This is a genomic window from Pseudoalteromonas sp. SCSIO 43210 (genome assembly GCF_054133285.1).
Window position 1 is genome coordinate 130995 of record NZ_CP087225.1, and the last position, 22748, is coordinate 153742.

A 22748-nucleotide genomic window follows, 5' to 3' on the forward strand; every position below is an offset into this window, starting at 1 on the left:
ACACTTTTATTGGGTATCAAGCCATTGGCTAAGTTTAGGTTGTAAAGCGGCTAGATCGAGAGGTTTACTCAAATAGTCGTCCATTCCAGCGGCAAGGCATTTATCTTTATCGCCCTGCATAGCATTTGCGGTTAAGGCTATTATAGTAATATTTTTATTATGCTTACCTGCATCGCCTTTTCTTATCGCTTGTGTTGCCTGATAACCGTCTATTTCTGGCATCTGGCAGTCCATTAAAATAAGCTCATAAGGCTCGCCTTGCTTTGTATTGAGCTTAACAATTGCCTCAAACCCATTTTGTGCAATATCAAAGCTCACTCCAGCCTGTTTTAATAACGCTGAGGCGACTACTTGGTTTACTTTATTATCTTCCACTAATAAAATTTGTGGTTGAGAAAAGTTAGTGGCGACCATTTTTGTGAGTTTGTTTTGCAACTGAGCTTGCTTTTGTTGTAGTTCTATAAACTGATCATTAGTGAGTGAATCAAATAAATCAGAAGGCGTTAGCGGTTTGAAAATCATACAATCAATCTTTATCGCTAGCTTTGATTCCTCTTTTGAGTAGCTCATAGGTGCCATTATTACTAATTTACAGCCTTGTATATTTATAAATCCTTTTAGAGCAGCAATGCATTCTGGCGACGCTTTTTCAAAAAAGTAGTAATCAATTAAAATGGCATCAGTATTTTGAACCTCATTATGTGAGTAATTCAATATTTTTTGATAGTCATTGATGCAATCTACACTAGCGCCCCAAACAGAGAGCTGCTTACTTGCTGTATTAGCATTTAAGCTGCATTCATCAATTATTAAAATATGCTTATCTTTAATTAAATGACTCGGTAGATCTTGCTCTTTACTGAGTCGAGGTTGTATCTTTATTGTGAAAGAAAAAGTGCTGCCTTGGCCTTTCACGCTGGTTACACTAACCTCTCCGTTCATGAGTTCACAAAGCTGTTTTACTATCGCAAGGCCTAATCCTGTACCACCAAACTGACGCGTTGTTGAGGCATCTGCCTGTGTAAAGGAGTTAAACAATGTCGCTTGTTTTTTAAAGTCGATACCAATACCAGTATCAATAATAGAGCATTGTAAAAATGAACCGTTGGTTGTGTCATTTATTTTTGCCACAATTATTACTTCACCATTTAAGGTGAATTTAACAGCGTTACCGATCAAGTTATTTAAAATTTGACGTAGCCTGTTTGGGTCGCTAATTATTTCGCTGACTGTAATTTGAGTGGCATCTAAAATAAGCTTGGTATTGTTTTGCTCTACTTTTAAGGCGAACGATTCAACCACCTCACCTAATAATTTAGGTAAGTTAAATTGTACATTGTCGATATCGAGTTTACCGGCTTCTATTTTTGAAAAGTCTAAAATGTCATTAATTATATTAAGTAATGATTGAGCAGATGATTGGGCTAACTCTATATGGTGTTCTTGTTGTTGATCTAATTTTGTTTGCTTTATTATATTTAACATTCCGAGCACGCCGTTCATTGGGGTGCGAATTTCGTGACTCATACTCGCTAAAAACTCACTTTTTGCGGCAACTGCTTGTTCTGCTGTTTCTTTAGCCGTTACTAGCTCTTGTTCAGTTTCAATACGTTGCTGGCTAGAATGTAGGCTACCTATCAATGCGGCGACAGCGATTAAAAAACTTTCCTCATTTTTAGTCCAATTACGTTTAATTCTACATTGCTCAGCACAAATAATACCCAATACACCACTGCCTGCAGGTATAATTACACACAGCATAGATTTGATCTCTAACGGCAGTAAATAATGTGTGGAGAGAGGCGCTAAGGTTGAATTTTGTAAAACATCAGAAGCATTAAATACAGCTTGATGGTCAATAGTATTAAAAAAGTCTGGGAGGTTTTTCCTAAGCCAAAGTAACTCTATTTTATCTGCTGAGTTCAATTCACTGTGCACGGCAAATGGAATTAGTTGGCTTTTGCCTTTATCAAAAAACCGTATGCTGGCGCGCTCAATTTGAAATGCTTGGCAAATAGATTGTGTAATTATGTCCTTGGATTGGCTTAGCTGGCCGTTTAAAATTAATTTATTTATAGTAAGCGAGGCTAAAATTTCGTTATGCAACGCTATAGAGCTACTTTCTAATTCAACTTTTTTTCGGGTATCTATATTCTGTAATGATCCAAAAATTCTTACACATCGTCCGTTTTTTTGCTCTGCCTCACCATGCACAAGCACCCAAATTGACTCTCCTTCTGCATTCATTACCTCCAGCTCAACTTCGTATTTTTCGCCGTGTTTTATAGCACGTTCAATCAAAGGTTTAATGGTTTCTCTGCTCGTGCCTTTTTTAAAGTAGCTCAAATCTATTGGCCACTTAGGTTGGGTATTTAATGGGTATTTGAATATTTTTTTGGTCATATCTGACCAATACACTTGCTGAGTTTCTAAATTAAATGACCATGCGCCGATTTGTGCTAAATCACTCATTGTTTCGAGCATTTTCTCGTTTTGTTGTTGGCGATTAAGCATTTTTAAAAAGAATAAAAACGCCCAAGTCAGTAATCCACAAATAATAATAATAGCCAAACGCAATGGCCAAATAGCTGAATGAGGCGGATTCCAACCGAGCTTTGGGGTAACGTATAGTTGCCAGCTTCCACCTTGGAAGTTCAAAGTGAATTCAAGAGGGTTTTGTTCAATAATATTTGAGTTCCCATAAAAAAACTCCCCTTTTTTACCTAAACCATTGCGACCTTGTATGGCAACGAGATACTCCTTTTCAAGTTCATAGATTCCAGAGTTGGTATAAATTTTTTGAATATCGAGCACAACTGATAACAAACCCCAAAATTCATTTTTAGGAGGGGTGTATACAGGGACTCTGGCTATTAATGCCTCACCTCCTTGCACTAAAGTGAGTGGCCCAGCCATGATGATCGTGTTTGTGTCGCGGGCTCTAATTGCATCTGCACGTTGATTTTTGTTATTTAAAAAATTAAGACCTATCGCTTTTTCATTTCCTTTTAAAGGATAAGTCATTTGAATAACCATATTTGGGGCGCCGCCAATATTACGCAGTTCTTTTGAGGTATTAAAAAGAGGGGCGGCAATCTGTGCAAAGCGTTCTTGCTCTAAGTTTGGTTCTACGGCTACAGCAACACCTAAGCCACGCACTAGTTGGATATTAGAAACTAAAGTCGATTCAAGCTGGGCGCGATAGGTGCTTACTTCGGAGAGGATTTGCAATCGATGGGCGTCTTTTGCTCGATTATAGTTAATACGCTCAAGTACCACACAAACCAATACAGTTAATGTAAGCGATAGCCAAAAGGTCAGCTTAAAGTTATGAACATTCGTTTTTTTATTATTAATCGATGGTGGCATTAGCTGCATGTTGGCGTTAATTAAGGCAAATTAACTATAGCTAATTTATTACGAAAATGAAAACAGCGCTAGAGCCTGTTGGTCTTTCGAGGTTAAAAAATTAATCTTGAAAGGTCAACATGCCCTTAAATACGCCGTTTATTTTTTATAATTAGTTGTTTAACTAGTTACGCATCGCTCACTTCACGCGCCCAATGATTTTGCTTTGCTACATGTAGCTTGCGGTAACCATCAAGTAGTGCCGCATGCTTTTTAAAGCCTTCAAGCGATAAACCTGGGAAAGTTAAACCGTTAAACTGCTTTTCACCTTCGGCAATTTCTATAGCCAGGGCTACATTATTAGCACCAAACATTAAGCCTAATGCATCTTGGTAATCGGCGTATTCGCGCTCGTCATCGTATTTAATTTCAAGAATCGCTTTTAAACAGCGGAAGTGGCGCATTGCCTCTTCGTTTACTTGGCCTGTATGAAGTATCCAGTCAACCCAATCAATGGCTTCTTCGCTGCCTGCAGCTAAACATAGGTGCGCTTTAAGCTCACCTATGCGCAGTGTGTGCCATGGCGTGTCGGCATCGGTTGCAAGGCCAATAAATTCTGCGGCGCGGATAATATCGCTGTGACCTGCTTCTTCAAGGCTGTCGTAAATGTCCATCCATTGCTCTGCATCGTACTGATCAAGCGATAAGAAGGTTTCGCGGAATTTAGCGCCTTCGTTGTTGTTGCGCCAAATAAGCTCATCAACAGGGTAAATGTCTGACATGCCCGGTACTAAAATACGACATGCGTATACGTTTAGATGCGTGTAATCCATGATGTAGATATCATGATCCATGCTGTGAATTAGGTCTGTACAGAAGTTATATTCTTGCTCTGTTGTGCCGCTAAAGTCCCAATGGACAAATTCAAAGTCAGGTTTTGCACGGAAGAAATCATGCGAAATCAAACCACTTGAATCAATAAAGTGCAGTTCAATGTTCTCTGGTGTTGCTACTTCGTCGTTATCAAAGGTAGCAGGTTGGAATACATCTAGCTGATCAAGACGACGACCTTGTAGTAACTCAGTCACGGTACGTTCAAGCGCAACTTCAAATGATGGGTGAGCACCAAAAGAAGCAAATACAGAACCATCTGTTGGGTTAATAAGCGTTACGCTCATTACAGGGTATTTGCCCCCAAGTGATGCATCGGCAATACGTAAATGAAAGCCATGGCTGCGAAGTTCTTCACACGCTTCGTGAATTTTAGGGTATTGCTTAACAACGTCTTCAGGCACGATTGGTAAACAAATACCTTCGGCGATGATGCGGTTTTTAATCGCGCGTTCAAATACTTCTGATAAACCTTGTACGCGCGCTTCAAATTTCGTGTTACCAGCGCTCATACCGTTAGATACAAAAATATTACCAATAACGTTTACCGGGATGTATACGTCTTGGTTATCGCGTTGGCGAGTGTAGGGCAGGGTACAAATGCCACGATCAATATTGCCTGAGTTAAAATCAAAAAGGTGTGATGCGTTAAGTTCGCGCTCTGGGTCAAAGTAATCCCATAAGCTTTCATCCATAATACCTTGTGGTACTTCATCGCCTTCAACTTTAAACCATTTTTCACTTGGGTAATGAGTAAATTCGCCATTAGCAAATTCTTCACCTAGATAAAAGTCTGCAAAAAAGTAGTTACAGCTTAAACGCTCAAAGTATTCACCGAGTGCTGAGGCAATAGAGGCTTTGTCGGTTGCGCCTTTACCATTGGTAAACATAACACCGCAGTCGCTGTCTTTTATATGAACCGAATAACAGTTAGCTACAGGGTTAAGCCAAAGCGCTTCTTCAACATTAATGTTTAGGGCTTTAAGCTTGTTTTGCATGGTAGAGATTGACGATTCTAGGTCGCGGTCTTTACCTTTGATAAATGTTTTTTCAGTCATATTGATCTCAACTAGTTCTGCACGATGTGTGGAGCTGACATTATCGTGGATTTTGATGTTTATTTCACCCTTTGCGAGCAAGAACATTATTATTTAATAAAACTGTGGTTATTATATGCTCTCAACGCTTGGTGAAAATTATCAAAGGAAAGGCCGATGTTTAAATTAATCAAATGGTTACTGTTATTGACTGTTATTTTAGGGTTGGCGAGTACCGCTGTTGTTTATGGGGTACTTAGTTTAAGTTTACCCGCTCTTGATGGAAACGGACGCAGTAACGCGGTAGTAGAGCCTGTAAAAATTTCGCGCGATGCACTAGGGCAAGCAGTAATAAACGCCAATAGCCGAAACGACGCTGCCTATGGCTTAGGTTATGCGCATGGGCAAGACCGATTTTTTCAAATGGATTTACTAAGGCGTAATGCCGCAGGTGAGTTAAGTGAATTATTTGGCCAAGCAGCGCTGGGGCTCGACAAAAAAATGCGTTTTCATCAATTGCGTAAACGCAGCCAAATTATTTTACAAACGCTGCCAGAGGCAGATAAGCAATTACTTAAAAGTTACGCTCAAGGTGTAAACGAAGGTTTAGCGCAAGTAGGGTATTCGAGCTTTGAGTATTTACTAACCGGTGCAACACAAAAGCCATGGCAAAGTGAAGACAGCCTACTTGTGATATTTAGCATGTACCTAGATTTACAAAGCGCCACATTTGAGCGCGACCAAGCACTCATTCAAATTGAGCAAGCGTATACAAAGCAAATGGTTGATTTTTTAACGCAACCAAGTAAGTACCAAGCCGCGCTTAATGGCAGTAGATTAGCGCCTTATAGCGGCGGCATACCTACTTTGCCCACTCAAACACAACACACAGTTAAAAGTATTGAAGCCAATCAAGAGCGCGGCAGTAATAACTGGGCAGTCACGGGAACGCTTACTAAAACAGGCGCAGGTATGGTGTCGGATGATATGCATTTATCGATGGCAGTGCCTGTAATTTGGTACAGAGCGCAATTAACTTATATACAAAATGGTGAGCAAACTCAGGTAACCGGTGTATCGCTGCCAGGCGCACCTGCCATTGTAGTGGGCACAAACAATAATATTGCATGGGGATTTACGAATGGCTATTTAGATACAGCCGATTGGATTGCCTTAAATGATGACAGTAAAACATGGCAAGTTGACGAACTTATTGCATTACCCGATGGGGAGGTTGAAAACTATTCATTAATACTCAGTGAATACGGACCTGTAAAATACATTAACAAAAAACCTTATGCACTTAGCTGGGCTGCACATCAATCTTATGCCGTTAATATGCAGCTAGTGAAGTTAGAACAAGCCAAAACAGTAGATGATGCACTTGCTGTAGCAAGCGATGTGGGCATTCCGGTGCAAAATTTAATGGTGGTAGACAGCCAAGGTAGCGCCGCGTGGAAAAATATCGGTGGTATACCGGCTCGTAAAACACCAAGTGAGCTTGGCGTAAATGCCGATGATTACAGCGTGCTTTGGCAGCAAAACGAATTACAACGGCCCTTTGTTAAAAATCCACAAAGTGGGCGATTATGGACTGGTAATTCTCGCGTGGTATCGGCTGAGGATGACGCGCGTTTTGGTAATGGTGGTTATGCACTCGGTGCGCGTTCAAGTCAAATTCGCGATAGATTATTTGAAAAACAAACATTTGCTGAGAGCGACTTTTACGCATTACAACTTGATAATCAAGCTCGCTTTTTAATGCCTTGGCATGCTCTGCTATTAAAGCAATTAAAAACCGATACAACTAAAAATCAGCAATATATAACAGCACTCGAAAATTGGCAGCGATGTGCATGTTCAAACTCCATAGGGTATACCTTGGTTAAGCGCTACCGCGATGAAGTGATTAATATTTTATTTAGTAATATGGAAGACGAATTAAATAAACAACAAGGCACACTTAAATACGTAAAACGAGATTTAGAGCCCGCAGTTTGGCAGCTTATTAACAACAAACCCAACACATGGATAAACCCACAATTTAAGAGCTGGGATGCACAATTACACGGTGCATTTAGCCAAACTATCACTAAGCTTACAGAACAATTTGGCAATAACGTACAAAGCTGGCAGTGGGGCAAGGTAAATGAGTTAGTGATAGAGCATCCATTTGCAAAGCAAATGCCGTTACTTGCTAAGTTATTAAATATGCCTACAGCTACGGGTTTTGGTGATAGTTACATGCCTGCTGTACAAGGGCGTAGTTTTGGCGCATCGCAACGCTTTATTGCTCAACCTGGGCATTTAGAGCATGCAATTATGGCTATTCCTGGTGGGCAATCGGGGCATCCATTATCTGAATTTTATAGAGCGGGTTTTAGTGATTACGTTGAGGGCAAACATACACCTTTATTGCCGCAAGAATTAATACATCAAATAGTAATAGAGCCTGCGCAATGAACTAAAGTATAGCTAAACACGTTCTATATAATTACTAATAAAACAACAGAGAACTAAAATGAAAAAAATATTACCCGCATTAATAACAGGTTTATTACTAAGTACAGCAGTGCAAGCAGATGAAGGTCCAGTAACAGCACAAAAATTAAGTGACCATGTATACGTACTATTTGGGCAAGGCGGTAATATTGCAGCAAGTGTAGGCGATGATGGCATATATATTATTGATGATCAGTTTGCCAAGTTATCAGACGACATCAAAAAAACCATTAGCGATTTAAAACCAGGTAGCGCAGAGTTTGTTATTAATACGCACCATCATGGCGATCATACCGGTGGCAACGAGAACTTTGCTAAAGCGGGCGCGCACGTTATAGCGCACGACAACGTACATAAACGCTTAAAAGAAAAGCATGGAGAAGGGTCCGATTTTTTACCCCGCATTAGCTTTGGTCACGATTTAAAACTGCATTTTAATAACGAACACGCCCATGTGGTGCATTATGAACATGCACACACCGATGGCGACTCAGTTATCTTTTTCAGTAACGACAACATAGTGCACATGGGCGACATTTACTTTAATTTTGGCAGTTTACCGTTTGTTGATGTAGATAGCGGCGGCAGCGTTGATGGTATTTTAGCGGCAGTAGACGATGTAGTTAAACAAATTGACGACAACACTAAAGTAATACCAGGACACGGTAAGGTAAGTGACCGTTCAGGACTGATAGCGTATGGTAAGCTAGTTCAAAACGCGAAAGACGTAATGCTAAAAGCAATGCAAAATAATGCAAGCTTAGAGCAAGTACTTAAAGCCGATCCATTGGCTGAGCTGAATCTTGAATACGCAGGCTGGTTACCAAAAGAGAAAGTAACCACACTTTTTTATCGCAGCTTAAAGTAGTACATCTAAAGTAAAAAACATGATACAAAGCTGAGTGTATTCTTGATTTAATCGAGCGTGCATTCGGCTTTTATTTTCTTATGCCTAAAGGAGTTGTGTATGTCGGCAGAAAAAACCCATCTTGAAATTTGTAACTTAACCAGAGAGCAATATCCGCAAATTAAGACCTTGATGGATCAAGCGTATCCCGACTTAGGTGGTGCGTGGCCAAGTCATACCATTTTTAGGTTAATAGACCAATTTCCTGAAGGGCAAATAGGTATTGTAGATGACGGCGTGCTGGTGGGCTTAGCGCTGAGCGTACAAGTTGATTACACACGTTTTTCAAACCCGCATACATACGAAGACATTGCAGATGGTCACGACCGTGTATTTAGCGATACCGACGGCGATGCACTATACGGCTTAGATGTTGCCATTAGCGAAACTCACAGAGGCATGCGTTTAGGTCGTCGCCTTTATGATGCCCGTAAAGAACTGTGCCGCCAATATAACCTACGCGCTATTTTAGCGGGTGGTCGTATTCCACGTTATTACAATCACAGCAGTGAAATGACGCCAATGGAATACATTGCAAAAGTAGATCAGAGAGAGCTATACGATCCTATTTTAAGCTTTCAGCTATCTAACGATTTTCAGGTAAAGCGTTTGCTTAAAAAGTACTTACCAGAGGATCAAGAGTCAGTTGGTTACGCCACTTTACTTGAGTGGAATAACATTATGTATGAGCCAACCGACACGGTACTTGAGTCAACTAAATCGATAGTGCGCGTAGGTGCAGTGCAATGGCAAATGCGTTGTGTTGAATCGGTTGAAGAAATGCTAAAGCAGGTTGAATACTTTGTAGATACCGTATCTGACTACAAAAGTGATTTTATACTCTTCCCTGAGTTTTTTAACGCGCCATTAATGGGCTTAGGAAATCAAAGCAACCAAACTGAAGCAATTCGTTATTTAGCTGAATATACCGAAACATTTAAAAACGCGATGTCGCGTATGGCAATAGAATACAACGCCAATATTATTACCGGCTCTATGCCACTTGCCGAAGATGATAAAATTTATAACGTGAGTTATTTATGCCACCGCAGCGGTAAAATAGACGAGCAACGTAAAATACATATTACCCCGCATGAGCAAAACGATTGGGTTATTCAAGGCGGCGATAAAATTGCCGTGTTTGATACCGATGCCGGTCGTGTAGGTATTCAAATTTGTTATGACGTAGAGTTTCCTGAGCTTTCACGCATATTGGCCAAACAAGGTTTAGATATTTTGTTTGTGCCATTTTGGACCGATACCAAAAATAGTTATTTACGTGTGCGCCATTGTGCACAAGCGCGTGCAATAGAAAACGAATGTTATGTGGTTATTGCAGGCTCGGTAGGTAACTTACCACAAGTAGAAAGCCTTGATGTGCAGTATTCGCAATCAGCTGTATTAACGCCATCGGACTTTTCGTTCCCGCACGATGCAACACTTAACGAAGCCACGCCAAACACCGAAATGCTATTATTTAGCGATCTTGATATGGATAAACTTAAAATTCTTCACAGCGAAGGCACTGTGCGTAACTTAAAAGATCGCCGCGAAGATTTATACGAAGTTATTTTGAAAAAGAGAGACGTTTAATGGCGTGGGTGTACTTAATTATTGCTGGGTTACTTGAAATTGGCTGGCCGATAGGTTTAAAAATTTCGCAAAACGATGATACTCGCTGGCAGGGTATAGCAATAGCTGTGGCATTTATGGTCGCTAGTGGCTTTATGTTGTGGCTTGCGCAAAAGCAAATATCAATGGGCACATCATACGCCGTATGGACAGGTATTGGCGCTGCAGGTACGTTTTTGGTGGGGATATTGTTTTATAACGATGCCGCTACATTTGGTCGTATTGCGGGAGTATTAATGATTATTAGTGGTGTGATAACACTAAAAATCAGCTCTTAGAATCAGTTCTTAAAGCTATAAAAAATTATAACAGCGCAGGTATAAAAGCCTGCGCTTTTTTATGCCCTTAATTCGGCAACATAACCAAAACAGCGGCAATGGCTATGAGGATTAAGCCTGCGGTGTCTTGCTTTTTAAGCGGTTGTTTTAGCCAAAGCACAGCAATTAGCATGGTAAAAAACACTTCAACCTGTCCAAGTGTTTTAACGTAAGCAACGTGCTGTAAGCTCATTGCACTAAACCAGCCAATAGAACCGACACAACTAAAAACACTAATTGCGGCTGTAGTGCCTTTGTATTGCCAGAGTTTACTAAGTGTTTGCGGCTCTTTTAATAATAAATAGCCCAGTAGTATTAGTGTTTGTAGGCTAATTACAAACAGCAAAACCCAAGCAGCTGAGTGAGGAAATAGTAATCCTGAGTTTAAGCTCGCTTCACGTACCCACAGCGAGGTAAGTGCAAAGCAAGTACCACAAGCCAGTCCTAGTAATGCTGTTTTAGCATTAAAGTGTTTAACGCTTGTTATGCCGCTGAGTAGCAATACGGCAATAGCGCCAAAAAACACACCAAGCCAACCGAGTAAAGAAAGTGCCGAGCCAAAAAATAATACGCCTAAAATGGCAGCTACTAACGCCTCGCTTTTGGCAAGCCCAGCACCTACGGCGTAATTATTCATTTTAAATAGCTTAACCATTAAACCAGTGGCAAGTATTTGCATCACACTTGCGCCTACAATAAATGCCCAAAAGGCATTATTAAACGTAGGCATGGCGGTATCTTGATATTGATACAAACCATATAAATACACGCCAGCAATAGGGCCTGCGATAATAAAGCGGGAGAGGGTTACGCCAGCAACACTCACATCGTTACTTAATTTACTTTGCAGGGCATTACGCCATGCTTGCATGAAGGCGGCTAAAAAAGTGAAAAATATCCAGGTCATGGTCGTCATCGTTAAAATGTAAGGCAGTAAAGTTAACAAGCTTTGAGAAGTAAAGCGATGCATTAACCGTGATGTTGAATATTCATCATCTGCGACATTATGTCGCACAAGATTGAAGATAAATTTAGTTATAGTAAGCCTGATGTTATTGCTAGCCGCTAGAGTTTGCCATAAAACGCATCTGGCGGCTTTTTTACATTGGTTGTGTTATTTTATCTAATTAACAATAACTCAGAATACCACTATGACTATTTTAATTGTTTGTGCTTTATTGGCTGTACTAATGCCATACATTGCTAGAATCCCTGCCGTAATTGAGTTAAATAAACTCGGCGGATACGATAATAAACATCCTCGACAACAACAAACTCAATTAATCGGTTTGGGAGCACGTGCTTTGGCAGCTCATCAAAATTGCTTTGAGTCGCTAGCTGTTTTTGCGGTCGCGCTTGCGGTAGTTTTAGGTACTAACAATGCAAATGCAGTGACTGAAACCCTTGCCATGACACATATTATTGCACGTGTTTTATTTTGTGTTTTTTATTACTTAAATCTTGATATTATTCGCTCAATTATGTGGTTTATTGGTTTGGGGTCAGCCATTGCCATGATTGTGGTGAGCTTATAACTTTATAGCGTAAAACCACAAAGCAAGCAGCCTAAAAGGGCGCTTGCTTTGTAGTCTTGAAAAATCTAATAAAGTTAGTGCGATACTTTAATTCGCTCTATTAAATCGGTATTAGCAACTTCATTGTTTATTGCAAAATCGAGCTGTACAAGTACGTTTTGATAACCCATTGATGAGGGTTTATATTGCCACTGTCTTAGCGCCTTTTTAGCTTCACGGTCAAATATGGCTTCAGGCTTTGCACTAACAACAGAAACATTAGCGGTTTCACCATTGGGAGTTATATCGTACTTTAATACCACTGAGCCACTGATGCCTTGTTGAGCTGCTTGTTTTGGATAAAGGGGTTCAATACGCATTGTCGGTGAAATGTGATCCTCTTTAGTCATTGCCTCTGGTTGCTTTGCAATCGCCAATCCACTTAGCATACTTGCTGCTACAAGTAATAAGCCACCTTTAGCAAACTTTGAATGTTTTCCGCTGTTTTTTATATTAGTAAGTCGTTGTAACATCGTTTTTTTATCTCCGTAGTGTGAATAAGCCATAAGTCCTGTGGGCGCATTTGCCGCACAGCTTATTAAGGCTTTGCTGTATAAAATGTGTTGTTGTGTGGTTTTATTGGCAAGTACCCGTTCATCACAAGTTAGCTCTTGTAGTCGGCGCACGCTTGCGTAACAAAACCAAGCTAGTGGGTTAAACCAAAGTAAAATAGTAGGCAGTAATATAAGTGCGTTTGTTAGGTTGTCTTTGCGTTTAATGTGTACGTTTTCGTGCTCTAAAATAAGCGCTAATGTGGCTTTATCGAATTGCGCATTATAGTTACTCGGTAACACTAGCTTGCTGTTTAAAATCCCGATCACCATTGGCGTGGCCACATATTGGCTGGTATAGGCATTAACACCAGCGGTAAGAGTGCCTTCAAATTGGGTTAACTCAGTTAACTGCAGGCTTTTAACAAAACGGGTATGTGTAATAAAACTAGCTATTAATAACCCTGCGGTAATAAGTAGATACATGAGCGCCCAGCTAATACCTACCTCGTTTGTAAAAGATTGGTTGGGGGTGATTAAGTAGTGACTAATATTACTGTTTTGCAGTGGTTTAATTGCGTTTGGTAAATTAGCAATAACCAATGCTGCAGGTAATAGCCATGCTAATTTATATACAAATCGCGAGCCAAGGGCTTTTAAACCAAATCGCTCGAGTAAAATAAATCCACAAAACAAAATACTTAATAGTAGTTGCTGCTCAATCAACCAATTAAAACCAGTTTGAATAACCATGTTAATCCCTTACTTTTGGTTTTTTTCCCAGTCATCTATAACTTTTTTAAGCTCGTTTATATCTTGCTGAGAAAGCTGCTCCGATTTAGCAAAGCCACTTACAAGTGGCGCAATACGCCCACTAAAAAATCGCTCAATAAAGTTTTGGCTTTCTTTTAGGGTGTAGTCGGCGCGCTCCATACAGGGAGTATAAATATATTGGCGACCTTCTTTTTCAAATGTAAGTGCGCCTTTTTTTACTAGTCGACCTAGCAGGGTTTTAATGGTTTTTTCGTGCCATTGCTTATCGTCGCTTAAGCGCTCAATTATTTGGCTCGCGGTGGCGGGGTAGTTAATCCAAAGTGCGTCGAGCACGTCAAACTCTGCTTTTGATAACTCAATCATGCTATTGCCTACAAATGTAATCTTTAATTAAAGACTACACCTGTAATCTATAATTGCAAGTTTATTTTTAACTTTTTGAGATGTAGTTAAGTGACTTGGTATTAGATTTTTGAAATGTCGGTTTTATTAATTTGTATATATTGGTTTTCAGGTAGGTTTAGTTTTGAAAGGGTGAGGTCACTAAATTGCGATCTATATAAATCAATAACTTTGTATCCGCAGTAATGCGCCATTTTACGTATTTGCCTGTTTAGCCCTTGTTTTAAAACAATACTAAACTGATTACTGGCTATTTTATTTACTTCACAAGGCAGGGTTATGTGTTTATCAACGGGTACGCCTGCTGCCATTTTGTCACAAAAAGCATCGTCTAAAGGCTTATTTACGGTGACTAAATAATGTTTAGGCTGGTGGAAATCAGGATGTATTAGTTGGTTACAAAAATCCCCATCGTTGGTCAAAATAAGCAAACCACGAGAGTCTTTATCTAATCGACCAATAGGGTAAACACGGGTAAGTGTAGGCAAATGGTGAATAAGGCTGGCAGGGTCATCAATATTTAATTTGCAGTCAATGCCTACCGGCTTGTGATACGCAAAATAAACTAAATCGGCCGCGCCTTTAATTTCTTTTTCGTTCACTATTATTGTGTCTTGCTCATCAACGTGATCAATATGATTCGCTGGGCGATTATTTACAGTCACCACACCTTCATCAATTAAACGCGATGCTTGTTTACGAGAGCAAATACCTGCATGGGCAATATATTTAGCGAGTCGGATTTTTGTGCTCATAACGTGTGACGCCAGCGGCTAATAAAAATTTGATCGCGATTATAGCAAAGCTGCGTATCTATGAGGTTACTTTTAAAAAAGGTGGTTGTTATGGGTATGAAATTCTCAGAATTAAAAAAACATGAGCCATTACAAAAGGTGGTTGCGCATTCTCTTGAAATGGCATTATACCAAGTCTCTGTAATTATAAATAATGTCGAATACTATGTGACAGAGGAAAATGGTGAGTTTATAAAAGCACTAAGCCCACTGCATATTCAAAAGCGTTTTGAAAAAATAGCCTATGCACAAATGATGCTACGCCATACAAGTGCTTACGATGAAATGTGCGGTCAACCCGAAAAAACAGCCAGTAATATGCTTGAAGTCCCATTTGGAAAAAATAATCTGTTTTGATTGAGCTAGTTTGCTAGTATCAGCTCTTTAAGGGCGGCACATGTATCAATTAACAGCAGATAATACTGATGCGTTAAACGTAGCGCTTCGCGCGTAAATGGTTGAATTTAACGCCCAGCATTTTGATGCGCAAAGAGTGCCATTAGGTTATAAATTTACTGATGAGCAAGGCGAGCTTGTTGCCGGTATTAGTGGGTGTGTGTTTGGTAATTGGCTAATGATTAACTGGCTTTGGTGTAGCGATATTGCGCGAGGTAAAGGGCTTGCAGATAAATTGCTAACGGCACTTGAGCAAGCTGCTATTGAGCTAGGAGCAACAACTGCTCAGCTTGACACACTTGATTTTCAAGCAAAACCTTTTTACGAAAAGCGCGGTTATAGTGTTAAGTATCAACTTAATAATTATCCACGCTCAGGTACGCGTTACTTTATGGAAAAGCCACTTTGATTTTTTGCTGATTATTTTGCTTTTAGTGGCTTGCCTTCAAAGGTAATACCTAAAAAAGGTGTTGTCTCTGGTGCTAACATAAACGTGCGAATGTTTATGTGATCATCCCCTTTAGGGTTTTGCAGTACGTCTTCTCGGTAAAACTTACCAAAACAATCCAACGTATTTTGTTTACTTAAATCGTTTAATTTAGCAAACGCAAAAATTTTACACGAGCCGTTGTTCTCACTCGCAGCGCTAAGTAATCCATGGTTATTAAAGCCACATGCAGTAAAGTCGTAATTTGCTTCTATCACCGCCATTGTATCGGTAAATTGAATGCTTTTTGGGTTTTCAGCAAGTGCTTTTAAATAGTTATTTAGTGTCATGTGTTACCTTTGGATTTTTAATTATTTAGCGCTCAACTCTAGCTCATCTGTTTGCTGATTTATATTGAATTTAAATCGCGATAAAAAGTTCATTCCTAGCAAACCTTGCCCACGAGTGTTTTCAATGCTCAACACTTCAAAACCATAAATAATTTGCGAGCCCACTTTAAACGATTCAATTTGATAACGCTTTACAACAATTTGGCCGTTAGCTGTGTTGACTGTTACATCGCCTAAATATAAAGGTTGTGGCGAAATTTGCTCAATTATACTTGTAGGTAGTGAGGTTACGCTTGCGCCTGTATCAATCATTAGTTCGGTTGATACATTATTATTTATTTCGGTGTTTATTAAGTAGTGCGCGCCGTAAGGCGTTAAAGCAACGAAGTCGTCTTGCGATTGTGCTTTATTGATCATAGCTTGCAGTGTTTGCACTTGGCTTTTCAGATTGTGCTGGTTTGGCATTCGATCGAGGGTTGCTTGTGCGCTAATTAAATCGCCTTGCTGATAGTAGGCATACGCAAGCGGATATAAAAACTGTGCGTTATCGCTTTTATAGTCGAGCCAAATTTGTGTTTGCTCAATAATAGCTTGCCAATTTTGTTGCTCAGTTAATGTGTGTAATTCGTTTTGAGTGAGCGTATTTAAACGTGTATTTACGTTACTTTGCTGATCAGCAGGCAGTAATGAATTAAGCTCAAATAAAGCAATAATGGCATTTTGTGTTTGCTCGCTATTTATTAAATACTCAACCTGTAAATTAAGTAACTCTACGTTATAAGGGTTGTTATTTAATAGCGCATTGAGAAATGATTCGCTAAGTAATAAATTGCTATTTAGCCATGTTTTAAGCTGCACTAGCCATGATGAATAAAGGTTTATTGCGATTTCTGGATTGCTGCTTTTGAGTTGTTGATAGCTACTAAGTGCGGCTTCAAATTGGTGTTTTTTAAACTGCTGCTTTGCCGTATTTAATAGCGTATTTTGCTGTTTAGGCGATATGCTTTTTTCAGCACCTTGCGTTTTTTGTACTTGAGTTAACGCAGGCTGCGGCCATAATAAATAAGCGTTAAGGCTAAGTGAGCCAATTAATAGCAAGGTGATTAGCTTGGTATAGTGGCTCATTGTGACCTCTTATTTAATGCAATTGGTATTATTTAATAAAGTGCGTTAGGGCATGAATATTGGCTATTTCAATATCAGCTAGCCCTTTATAAGCATAATTGGCGTCTTGATCGTTTAACCATACCGATTGGCAACCGGCATTATTTGCGCCTTGTACGTCGGTATCTAGGCTATCGCCAATGTGTAAAATTTCACTTTTAGCAACGTTTAAGTGCTCGGCAGCTTTATCAAATAAGGTGCTGTGAGGTTTTGCTTTACCGTGCATACCGGCTTGTAACACGAGCGAAAATTTATTGTGTAAGTTAAAGCGTTCAATTTCAACATTACCATTAGTTATAGCAACCAGCGTAAAGTGCTGGGCTAAGTTATCTAGCAGCTTTAGTACGTCATCGGTTACCACTATTTTACTGCGCGCATCGGCAAAGGCGTTGTAGGCAGCATCGGCATGATGCTCTACCTCTTCCTCATTCAAATCTAGTTTAGAAAGGGCTAAGCGCAATGTATGTTGGCGCCATTTAGTGACGTTATCAGCAAGTTCAGGTAACTGTAATACGGCCTCATTGCGGCATTGTTGCCAGTATTTTGGGCCTTGGGCTAAGTAGCTAGGGAGCGCATTTAAATAATCTTGCTGCGCTTTAACCGCTGCTTTTATAATGGGGTGATTGTTGTAAAGAGTGTCGTCTAAATCAAAGCTCATGACAGAAAATGGCTTAATAGCACGATTAAATCGGATCATTTTTATTTACCTAATCAGTTCGTTTTTTTGCACGAGGGTGAGTGTTGTCGTACACCTTGGCTAAATGTTGAAAATCTAAATGCGTATACACTTGTGTAGCCGACAAACTGCTGTGCCCTAGTAACTCTTGCACGGCGCGTAAATCACCAGATGATTCTAAAATATGTGACGCGAACGAGTGGCGCAGCTTATGCGGGTGAACCTGCGAGCTAATGCCTTGTTTTATTCCCCACTCTTGCATGCGTAGGCGTACTTGGCGAATCGAAATACGGTTTTTTTGGCTACTTAAGAATACTGCTATTTCATCGGGCTTTGCAAACTGAGGGCGTATTGTGAGCCATTTTTTTAATGCGTCTAACGCTTTTTTGCCCACCGGAATTAACCGCTCTTTATTGCCTTTACCACGCACTAAAATTTCGCCATTGGCAGCGCTAATATCTTGCATGTTAGCGCCAACTAACTCGCTTATACGCAGCCCTGATGAATACATCAACTCCATCATTGCTTTATCTCTAATAGCGAGAGGTTCGTCGTCGGGTATTTCGAGCAAGCGTGCCATTTGATCTACATCGAGGTTTTTAGGTAAAGGCTTTGCAAACTTAGGGCCTTTTATACCCACTGCCGGATTATGGTAATGCGATTGCTCGGCAATGTTTTTTGCTTTTAAAAACTTATACAAACTGCGAATGCAGCTGAGCTTTAAGCTAATAGTACGGCCACTTAATTGTTTTGAACGCAGTGCCATGCTGTAGCGGCGAATATGCTCGCCTTGCACGCCAAACCAGTCATCACATAATTTGTTAAAATAAAGAGCTGCAAAGCTAAGCTGGCTTACGTATTGATTAACTGTGTGCGCTGAATATTGTTTTTCAAACTTTAAATAGTCGCTAAATAGCATTATGGGTGTGCGCCAATTGTCGCTTAATTGGGTAATGTTAGGCGCGTCTTCACTCATGCTAGTTCAAGTAAGCGTAGTTGTAATGAACGTACAAAATCGAGAGCAAATAAATTATCTTGTGTGGGCTCAAAATGGTTAGCATTATTGCTACCAAAAGCCAATATGGCGATTGGGTTTACAGCCTCTCCAATTAAGTAAATAGCCGTTGATTGTGTTGTTTCATTAAATAACAACAGGCTTTCTTGTTGATCTATGCGGCCTAAATAATGGCTTGAATTAGTTAGGCGGTGAGCAATCAGTTCATCATAATTTTTGTTGTACTTTAATAATTTACAATTGCTTATTGTTGGGTTTGTGCAAATAATATTTTGTAAGTTACTTGCTAATGTATTGAAGTCGTAGTTACTCCAAAGCTGGCGATGACATTGACTAAATAAGCGATAAACAAACTCGTTTTGAGTAGCGTGTTGGCTCATGGTCTCTATTTGGTTTTTTAAAAGCGTATTACGCTCGCGTAGCTGGCGTTGTTGAATATGTACTAGCGATGTTGCACCTTGAGTTTGCTGCTGCAGTTCAAGTTGGACTAGTAGTTCTGGATGCTGAATTAAAAAATCAGGGTGTTGCTGCAAGTAATCAATAACTTGCTCTTTATTTAGCTCGGTCATAGCGCGACTTGTCCATCGAATACATGCTCTGCTGGGCCTGTCATACGTACTGGGTGACCTTCGCCACTCCAGCGCACTTGCAAACTTCCACCTGGCAAATCGACTTGAACGGTTGTTGATAATTTATTTTGAATATGACCAATAACCATTGCGGCACATGCGCCAGTACCACACGCTAGGGTTTCGTTAACGCCGCGCTCCCAAACTCTTAATTTAATGTGCTCTTGCGATACAACCTGCATAAAGCCAATGTTCGCTTTTTGCGGAAAGCGTTCATGGTTTTCAAGCAATGGACCCAATATATCAACTTGGGCGGTAGTGATATCGTCAACTTCCAGCACACAATGCGGATTACCCATAGATACCGCGCCACTAAATACCGTGTGCTCTTGCGTTCTAATAATATAAGTAAGCTCACGCTTGCTGGCTTTTAAAGGGATTTTACTTGGCTCAAAGTTAGGGTGGCCCATGTTAACCGTTACTTGACCGTCTTTTTCTATGTAGAGCGTTAAGTTGCCCGACTTGGTCGATACACTAATTTTGTGCTTGTTAGTAAGGCCTTTCATACGTACAAAACGGGCAAAACAGCGTGCGCCGTTGCCGCATTGCTCTACTTCGGTACCGTCGGCATTAAAAATTCGATAATGAAAGTCGAGATCGGGAGAGTACGGCGCTTCAACCATCAGTAATTGGTCAAAGCCAATGCCAAAATGGCGATCTGCCAGTTTTTTGATTTGATCTCGCGACAAAAAAACATTTTGTGTAATGTTATCAATCACAACAAAGTCGTTGCCTAAGCCGTGCATTTTGGAAAAATTAACTAACATAGCGCTCTAATTCGGTTTTGCTCTGTGCTAATCATGCCACAGAGCAGCTAGTAGACAAAAACGTTTATGGTAAAACTTTCTCACCTTGATAAAGGCTTTCAATAGTTTCGCGTTCGCGAATAAGATGATGCTGCTGACCATCTACCATTATTTCTGCAACACGCGGGCGCGAGTTGTAGTTTGAGCTCATGGTAAAGCCATATGCCCCCGCACTTCTTTGTGCGAGTAAATCGCCTTGTTTTAGGGCAAGTTCGCGGTCTTTTCCTAAAAAGTCGCCGGTTTCGCACACCGGCCCCACAATATCAAAGTTGTGAGTAGGTGTTTCGTCATCGCGCACGGATACCGGAATGATTTTTTGCCACGCTTGATAAAGCGCAGGGCGAAGCATATCGTTCATACCAGCATCGACAATGGCAAAAAATTTGTCTTGGTTTTGTTTAATAAATTCAACTTGAGTAACTAAAATACCTGCGTTAGCTGCAATAGCGCGCCCTGGTTCAAAAATTAGTTCAAGGTGTTTGTAATTAGCTAAGCGCTCGGTAACTTGCGCTGCATATTCACTTGGGTGCGGTGGTTGCTCGTTGTTGTACGGTACGCCTAAACCGCCACCAATATCTAAATGAGTTAGCTCAATACCGTTAGTTTTTAGCTCATCAATAAGCGCCATTAGTTTATCAAGGGCTTCTAAAAAAGGTCTGACTTGCGTTAATTGAGAGCCAATATGACAATCGACACCAATTACTTTTAAACCAGGTAAAGCCGCTGCTTGTTGATAAACACTCACTGCTGTTTGAATATCAATACCAAATTTATTCTCTTTTAAACCGGTAGAAATATACGGATGTGTTTTTGCATCTATATCGGGGTTTACGCGAATAGAAATAGGCGCTTCTAGGTTAAGCTCGCAAGCCACTTCAGAAATACGTTCAAGCTCAGAGGCAGATTCAACGTTAAAACATTTAATACCCAGCTTTAATGCATACGCTATTTCGTCAGACGTTTTAGCCACGCCTGAAAAAACCACTTTAGAGGCGTCGCCACCTGCTTTAATTACACGCGCAAGTTCGCCTTTGGATACAATATCGAAACCCGAACCTAAGCGCGCTAATATATTAAGTACGGCAATATTTGAGTTTGCTTTTACAGCGTAACATACTAGGCTTTTGTGATTTTTAGTGGCGTTAGCAAACGCTAAGTAATGGCGCTCAAATGTAGCACGCGAGTAAACATAACATGGCGTACCGTATTGCTGCGCTATGCTTGCCACACTGACGTCTTCGGCAAATAATTGGTTGTTTTTGTAATTAAAATAATCCATTTATTGCTCCTGACTTTGCTGTGCTTTGGCTTGCTCTGCGGTAGTGGCTGGCTGAGCTGTATTTTGAGGTTGGTTTTGCTCTGTTTGTGGCTCTGGTAAATATAACGGACCGCTTTGTCCGCAGCCAGCTAAGGCGCTTAACAGTACAGTGCTTATTAATAGTCTTTTTAATTGTAAGGTATGTGTCGCTTTCATTAGATTAATACGGTTGCTGGCTTTATAATCGCAGAGTAACAGAATATCTAAAAAATGCAGCTATTCGCGGATGATTTTATTCCTGTTACACTAGCTGCACATTTTTAAAGCTAAAACGTACCCAATATTAGGCGGCTCGCCTGCAAAGGAAATAACAATGACTGAACACGAATATCACCAATTAGCCGAAGCTCTTATGTTCACTATTGAAGAGCAGGTTGATGATTGCGAAGCTGATTTAGACTACGAATCGGCACAAGGTATTTTAGAAATTATTTTTCCTGATAAAAGTAAAATAGTGATCAATAAGCAAGCACCTCTTCATCAAGTATGGGTTGCAACTAAGTTTAACGGACATCATTTTGAAATGCGTGATGGGTTATGGATTGATAACCGCTCTGGCGCTGAATTTTGGGCATTTATTAATGAAGCGTCAACGCGCCAAGCTGGCCAAGAAGTTAAATGGCAATCAACACTATGAGTTTAGAATTTGTAGAATACCCAGCCCAAGGTGAGCACAAAGCGACCGTTATTTGGTTACATGGCTTAGGCGACTCTGGTGATGGTTTTGCACCAGTAGCACCGCAATTAAACCTACCAAGCGAGCTTGGTATACGGTTTATTTTTCCGCATGCGCCAGTGCAACCGGTCACCATAAATGGTGGTATGGAAATGCGCTCTTGGTACGATATTAAATCTATAGAGTTAGATAAACGCGCTGATGAGCAAGGTGTGAGAGATTCGGCTGCTAAAGTAGAAGAATTAATCAACACAGAAATAGCAAATGGCATACCTGCTAATAAAATTATTTTAGCTGGTTTTTCTCAAGGTGGTGTTGTGTCGCTGCATTTAGCGCCGCGCTTTGAGCAAAAGCTTGGCGGTGTTATGGCGCTTTCTACTTATATGTGTGTGCCACAAAAATTTGCTGATGAAGCAAAACATACCGATTTAAATGTATTTATGGCGCATGGTAGTCAAGATAATGTTGTACCTTATAGCGCAGGTAAAAGTGCGTTTGAAGTATTAACAGCACATAACATGGATGTAAGCTGGCAAGAATATCCGATGGCTCATCAAGTTTGCGCAGAAGAACTGCAAGCTATTCGCCAATGGTTGGTTGCTCGTTTAAGTTAATTTTGGAA

At 40.3% G+C, this 22748-nt stretch carries 23 protein-coding genes; 9 read left to right on the plus strand and 14 right to left on the minus strand.

The features are described from left to right. Positions 1–6 precede the first annotated feature (6 nt). Complete coding sequence (locus LOS73_RS00550) at positions 7–3369, minus strand: ATP-binding protein (RefSeq protein ID WP_457934310.1); 3363 nt, start codon at positions 3367–3369, stop codon at positions 7–9. Positions 3370–3536: 167 nt separating this feature from the next. Continuing rightward, a complete protein-coding gene (gene ycaO / locus LOS73_RS00555) occupies positions 3537–5297 on the minus strand; it encodes a 30S ribosomal protein S12 methylthiotransferase accessory factor YcaO (RefSeq protein ID WP_337119601.1) in 1761 nt (586 codons plus the stop codon). A 156-nt stretch (positions 5298–5453) separates the two neighbouring features. Between ycaO and LOS73_RS00560 the strand changes: the two genes are divergently transcribed. The 4 genes from LOS73_RS00560 (at position 5454) to LOS73_RS00575 (ending at position 10595) form a co-directional block, all read left to right on the plus strand. Further along, on the plus strand, positions 5454–7739 hold the full coding sequence (locus LOS73_RS00560; protein WP_457934311.1) for a penicillin acylase family protein: 2286 nt from the start codon (positions 5454–5456) through the stop codon (positions 7737–7739). 58 nt (positions 7740–7797) lie between these two features. Further along, positions 7798–8646, plus strand: coding sequence for an MBL fold metallo-hydrolase (locus LOS73_RS00565; RefSeq protein WP_007377317.1), 849 nt, complete (start codon positions 7798–7800; stop codon positions 8644–8646). Positions 8647–8745: 99 nt separating this feature from the next. After that, complete coding sequence (locus LOS73_RS00570; protein ID WP_008136135.1) at positions 8746–10278, plus strand: bifunctional GNAT family N-acetyltransferase/carbon-nitrogen hydrolase family protein; 1533 nt, start codon at positions 8746–8748, stop codon at positions 10276–10278. Then, complete coding sequence (locus LOS73_RS00575; RefSeq protein WP_007377319.1) at positions 10278–10595, plus strand: DMT family transporter; 318 nt, start codon at positions 10278–10280, stop codon at positions 10593–10595. Before LOS73_RS00570 ends, LOS73_RS00575 begins: the two co-directional genes overlap by 1 nt. A gap of 67 nt (positions 10596–10662) precedes the next feature. Here the strand turns inward: LOS73_RS00575 and LOS73_RS00580 are convergent, their stop codons facing one another. Beyond that, entirely contained in the window at positions 10663–11541 is an 879-nt protein-coding gene (locus tag LOS73_RS00580; protein ID WP_373462530.1) for an EamA family transporter, read from the minus strand. A 244-nt stretch (positions 11542–11785) separates the two neighbouring features. Between LOS73_RS00580 and LOS73_RS00585 the strand changes: the two genes are divergently transcribed. After that, positions 11786–12169 (plus strand): MAPEG family protein, encoded by a 384-nt coding sequence (locus LOS73_RS00585; protein ID WP_149605518.1) that lies wholly within the window; start codon positions 11786–11788, stop codon positions 12167–12169. A 74-nt stretch (positions 12170–12243) separates the two neighbouring features. On the opposite strand, the gene LOS73_RS00590 is transcribed toward LOS73_RS00585, so the two are convergent. The 3 genes from LOS73_RS00590 to LOS73_RS00600 form a co-directional block, all read right to left on the minus strand. Beyond that, positions 12244–13452, minus strand: coding sequence for a TonB family protein (locus LOS73_RS00590; RefSeq protein WP_457934312.1), 1209 nt, complete (start codon positions 13450–13452; stop codon positions 12244–12246). A 9-nt stretch (positions 13453–13461) separates the two neighbouring features. Further along, positions 13462–13836 (minus strand): BlaI/MecI/CopY family transcriptional regulator, encoded by a 375-nt coding sequence (locus LOS73_RS00595; protein WP_007377323.1) that lies wholly within the window; start codon positions 13834–13836, stop codon positions 13462–13464. 101 nt (positions 13837–13937) lie between these two features. Continuing rightward, on the minus strand, positions 13938–14630 hold the full coding sequence (locus LOS73_RS00600) for a pseudouridine synthase (protein WP_007377324.1): 693 nt from the start codon (positions 14628–14630) through the stop codon (positions 13938–13940). A gap of 90 nt (positions 14631–14720) precedes the next feature. Here LOS73_RS00600 and LOS73_RS00605 point away from each other — a divergent pair, with 90 nt between their 5' ends. Both LOS73_RS00605 and LOS73_RS00610 read left to right on the plus strand, forming a co-directional pair. Beyond that, positions 14721–15026, plus strand: a complete 306-nt coding sequence (locus tag LOS73_RS00605; protein WP_007377325.1) for a DUF6482 family protein — start codon at positions 14721–14723, stop codon at positions 15024–15026. A 97-nt stretch (positions 15027–15123) separates the two neighbouring features. Further along, positions 15124–15474 carry a GNAT family N-acetyltransferase gene (locus tag LOS73_RS00610; RefSeq protein WP_457934313.1) on the plus strand — a complete coding sequence of 117 codons (351 nt, stop codon included), beginning with the start codon at positions 15124–15126 and terminating at the stop codon, positions 15472–15474. An 11-nt stretch (positions 15475–15485) separates the two neighbouring features. On the opposite strand, the gene LOS73_RS00615 is transcribed toward LOS73_RS00610, so the two are convergent. The 8 genes from LOS73_RS00615 to lptM form a co-directional block, all read right to left on the minus strand. Beyond that, entirely contained in the window at positions 15486–15842 is a 357-nt protein-coding gene (locus LOS73_RS00615) for a HopJ type III effector protein (RefSeq protein WP_007377327.1), read from the minus strand. Between the two features lie 21 nt (positions 15843–15863). Next, on the minus strand, positions 15864–16967 hold the full coding sequence (locus tag LOS73_RS00620; protein ID WP_007377328.1) for a retroviral-like aspartic protease family protein: 1104 nt from the start codon (positions 16965–16967) through the stop codon (positions 15864–15866). A 28-nt stretch (positions 16968–16995) separates the two neighbouring features. After that, positions 16996–17703 carry an HAD-IA family hydrolase gene (locus LOS73_RS00625; protein ID WP_007377329.1) on the minus strand — a complete coding sequence of 236 codons (708 nt, stop codon included), beginning with the start codon at positions 17701–17703 and terminating at the stop codon, positions 16996–16998. A 10-nt stretch (positions 17704–17713) separates the two neighbouring features. Further along, the gene (locus LOS73_RS00630; RefSeq protein WP_007377330.1) at positions 17714–18658 is read right to left on the minus strand and encodes a tyrosine recombinase XerC; all 945 of its coding nucleotides are present in this window, start codon (positions 18656–18658) and stop codon (positions 17714–17716) included. Continuing rightward, positions 18655–19266: a DUF484 family protein gene (locus tag LOS73_RS00635; RefSeq protein WP_007377331.1), complete on the minus strand. Its 612-nt coding sequence runs from the start codon at positions 19264–19266 to the stop codon at positions 18655–18657. Before LOS73_RS00635 ends, LOS73_RS00630 begins: the two co-directional genes overlap by 4 nt. Continuing rightward, positions 19263–20093, minus strand: a complete 831-nt coding sequence (gene dapF, locus LOS73_RS00640; RefSeq protein WP_007377332.1) for a diaminopimelate epimerase — start codon at positions 20091–20093, stop codon at positions 19263–19265. The genes LOS73_RS00635 and dapF overlap by 4 nt, the downstream gene beginning before the upstream one ends. A 64-nt stretch (positions 20094–20157) precedes the next feature. Continuing rightward, positions 20158–21411: a diaminopimelate decarboxylase gene (lysA, locus tag LOS73_RS00645; RefSeq protein ID WP_033028907.1), complete on the minus strand. Its 1254-nt coding sequence runs from the start codon at positions 21409–21411 to the stop codon at positions 20158–20160. After that, complete coding sequence (gene lptM, locus LOS73_RS00650) at positions 21412–21606, minus strand: LPS translocon maturation chaperone LptM (protein ID WP_007377334.1); 195 nt, start codon at positions 21604–21606, stop codon at positions 21412–21414. Positions 21607–21763: 157 nt separating this feature from the next. Here lptM and cyaY point away from each other — a divergent pair, with 157 nt between their 5' ends. Continuing rightward, positions 21764–22087: an iron donor protein CyaY gene (cyaY, locus tag LOS73_RS00655; protein WP_007377335.1), complete on the plus strand. Its 324-nt coding sequence runs from the start codon at positions 21764–21766 to the stop codon at positions 22085–22087. After that, positions 22084–22740, plus strand: a complete 657-nt coding sequence (locus tag LOS73_RS00660; protein ID WP_007377336.1) for an alpha/beta hydrolase — start codon at positions 22084–22086, stop codon at positions 22738–22740. Before cyaY ends, LOS73_RS00660 begins: the two co-directional genes overlap by 4 nt. Positions 22741–22748: the final 8 nt, after the last annotated feature.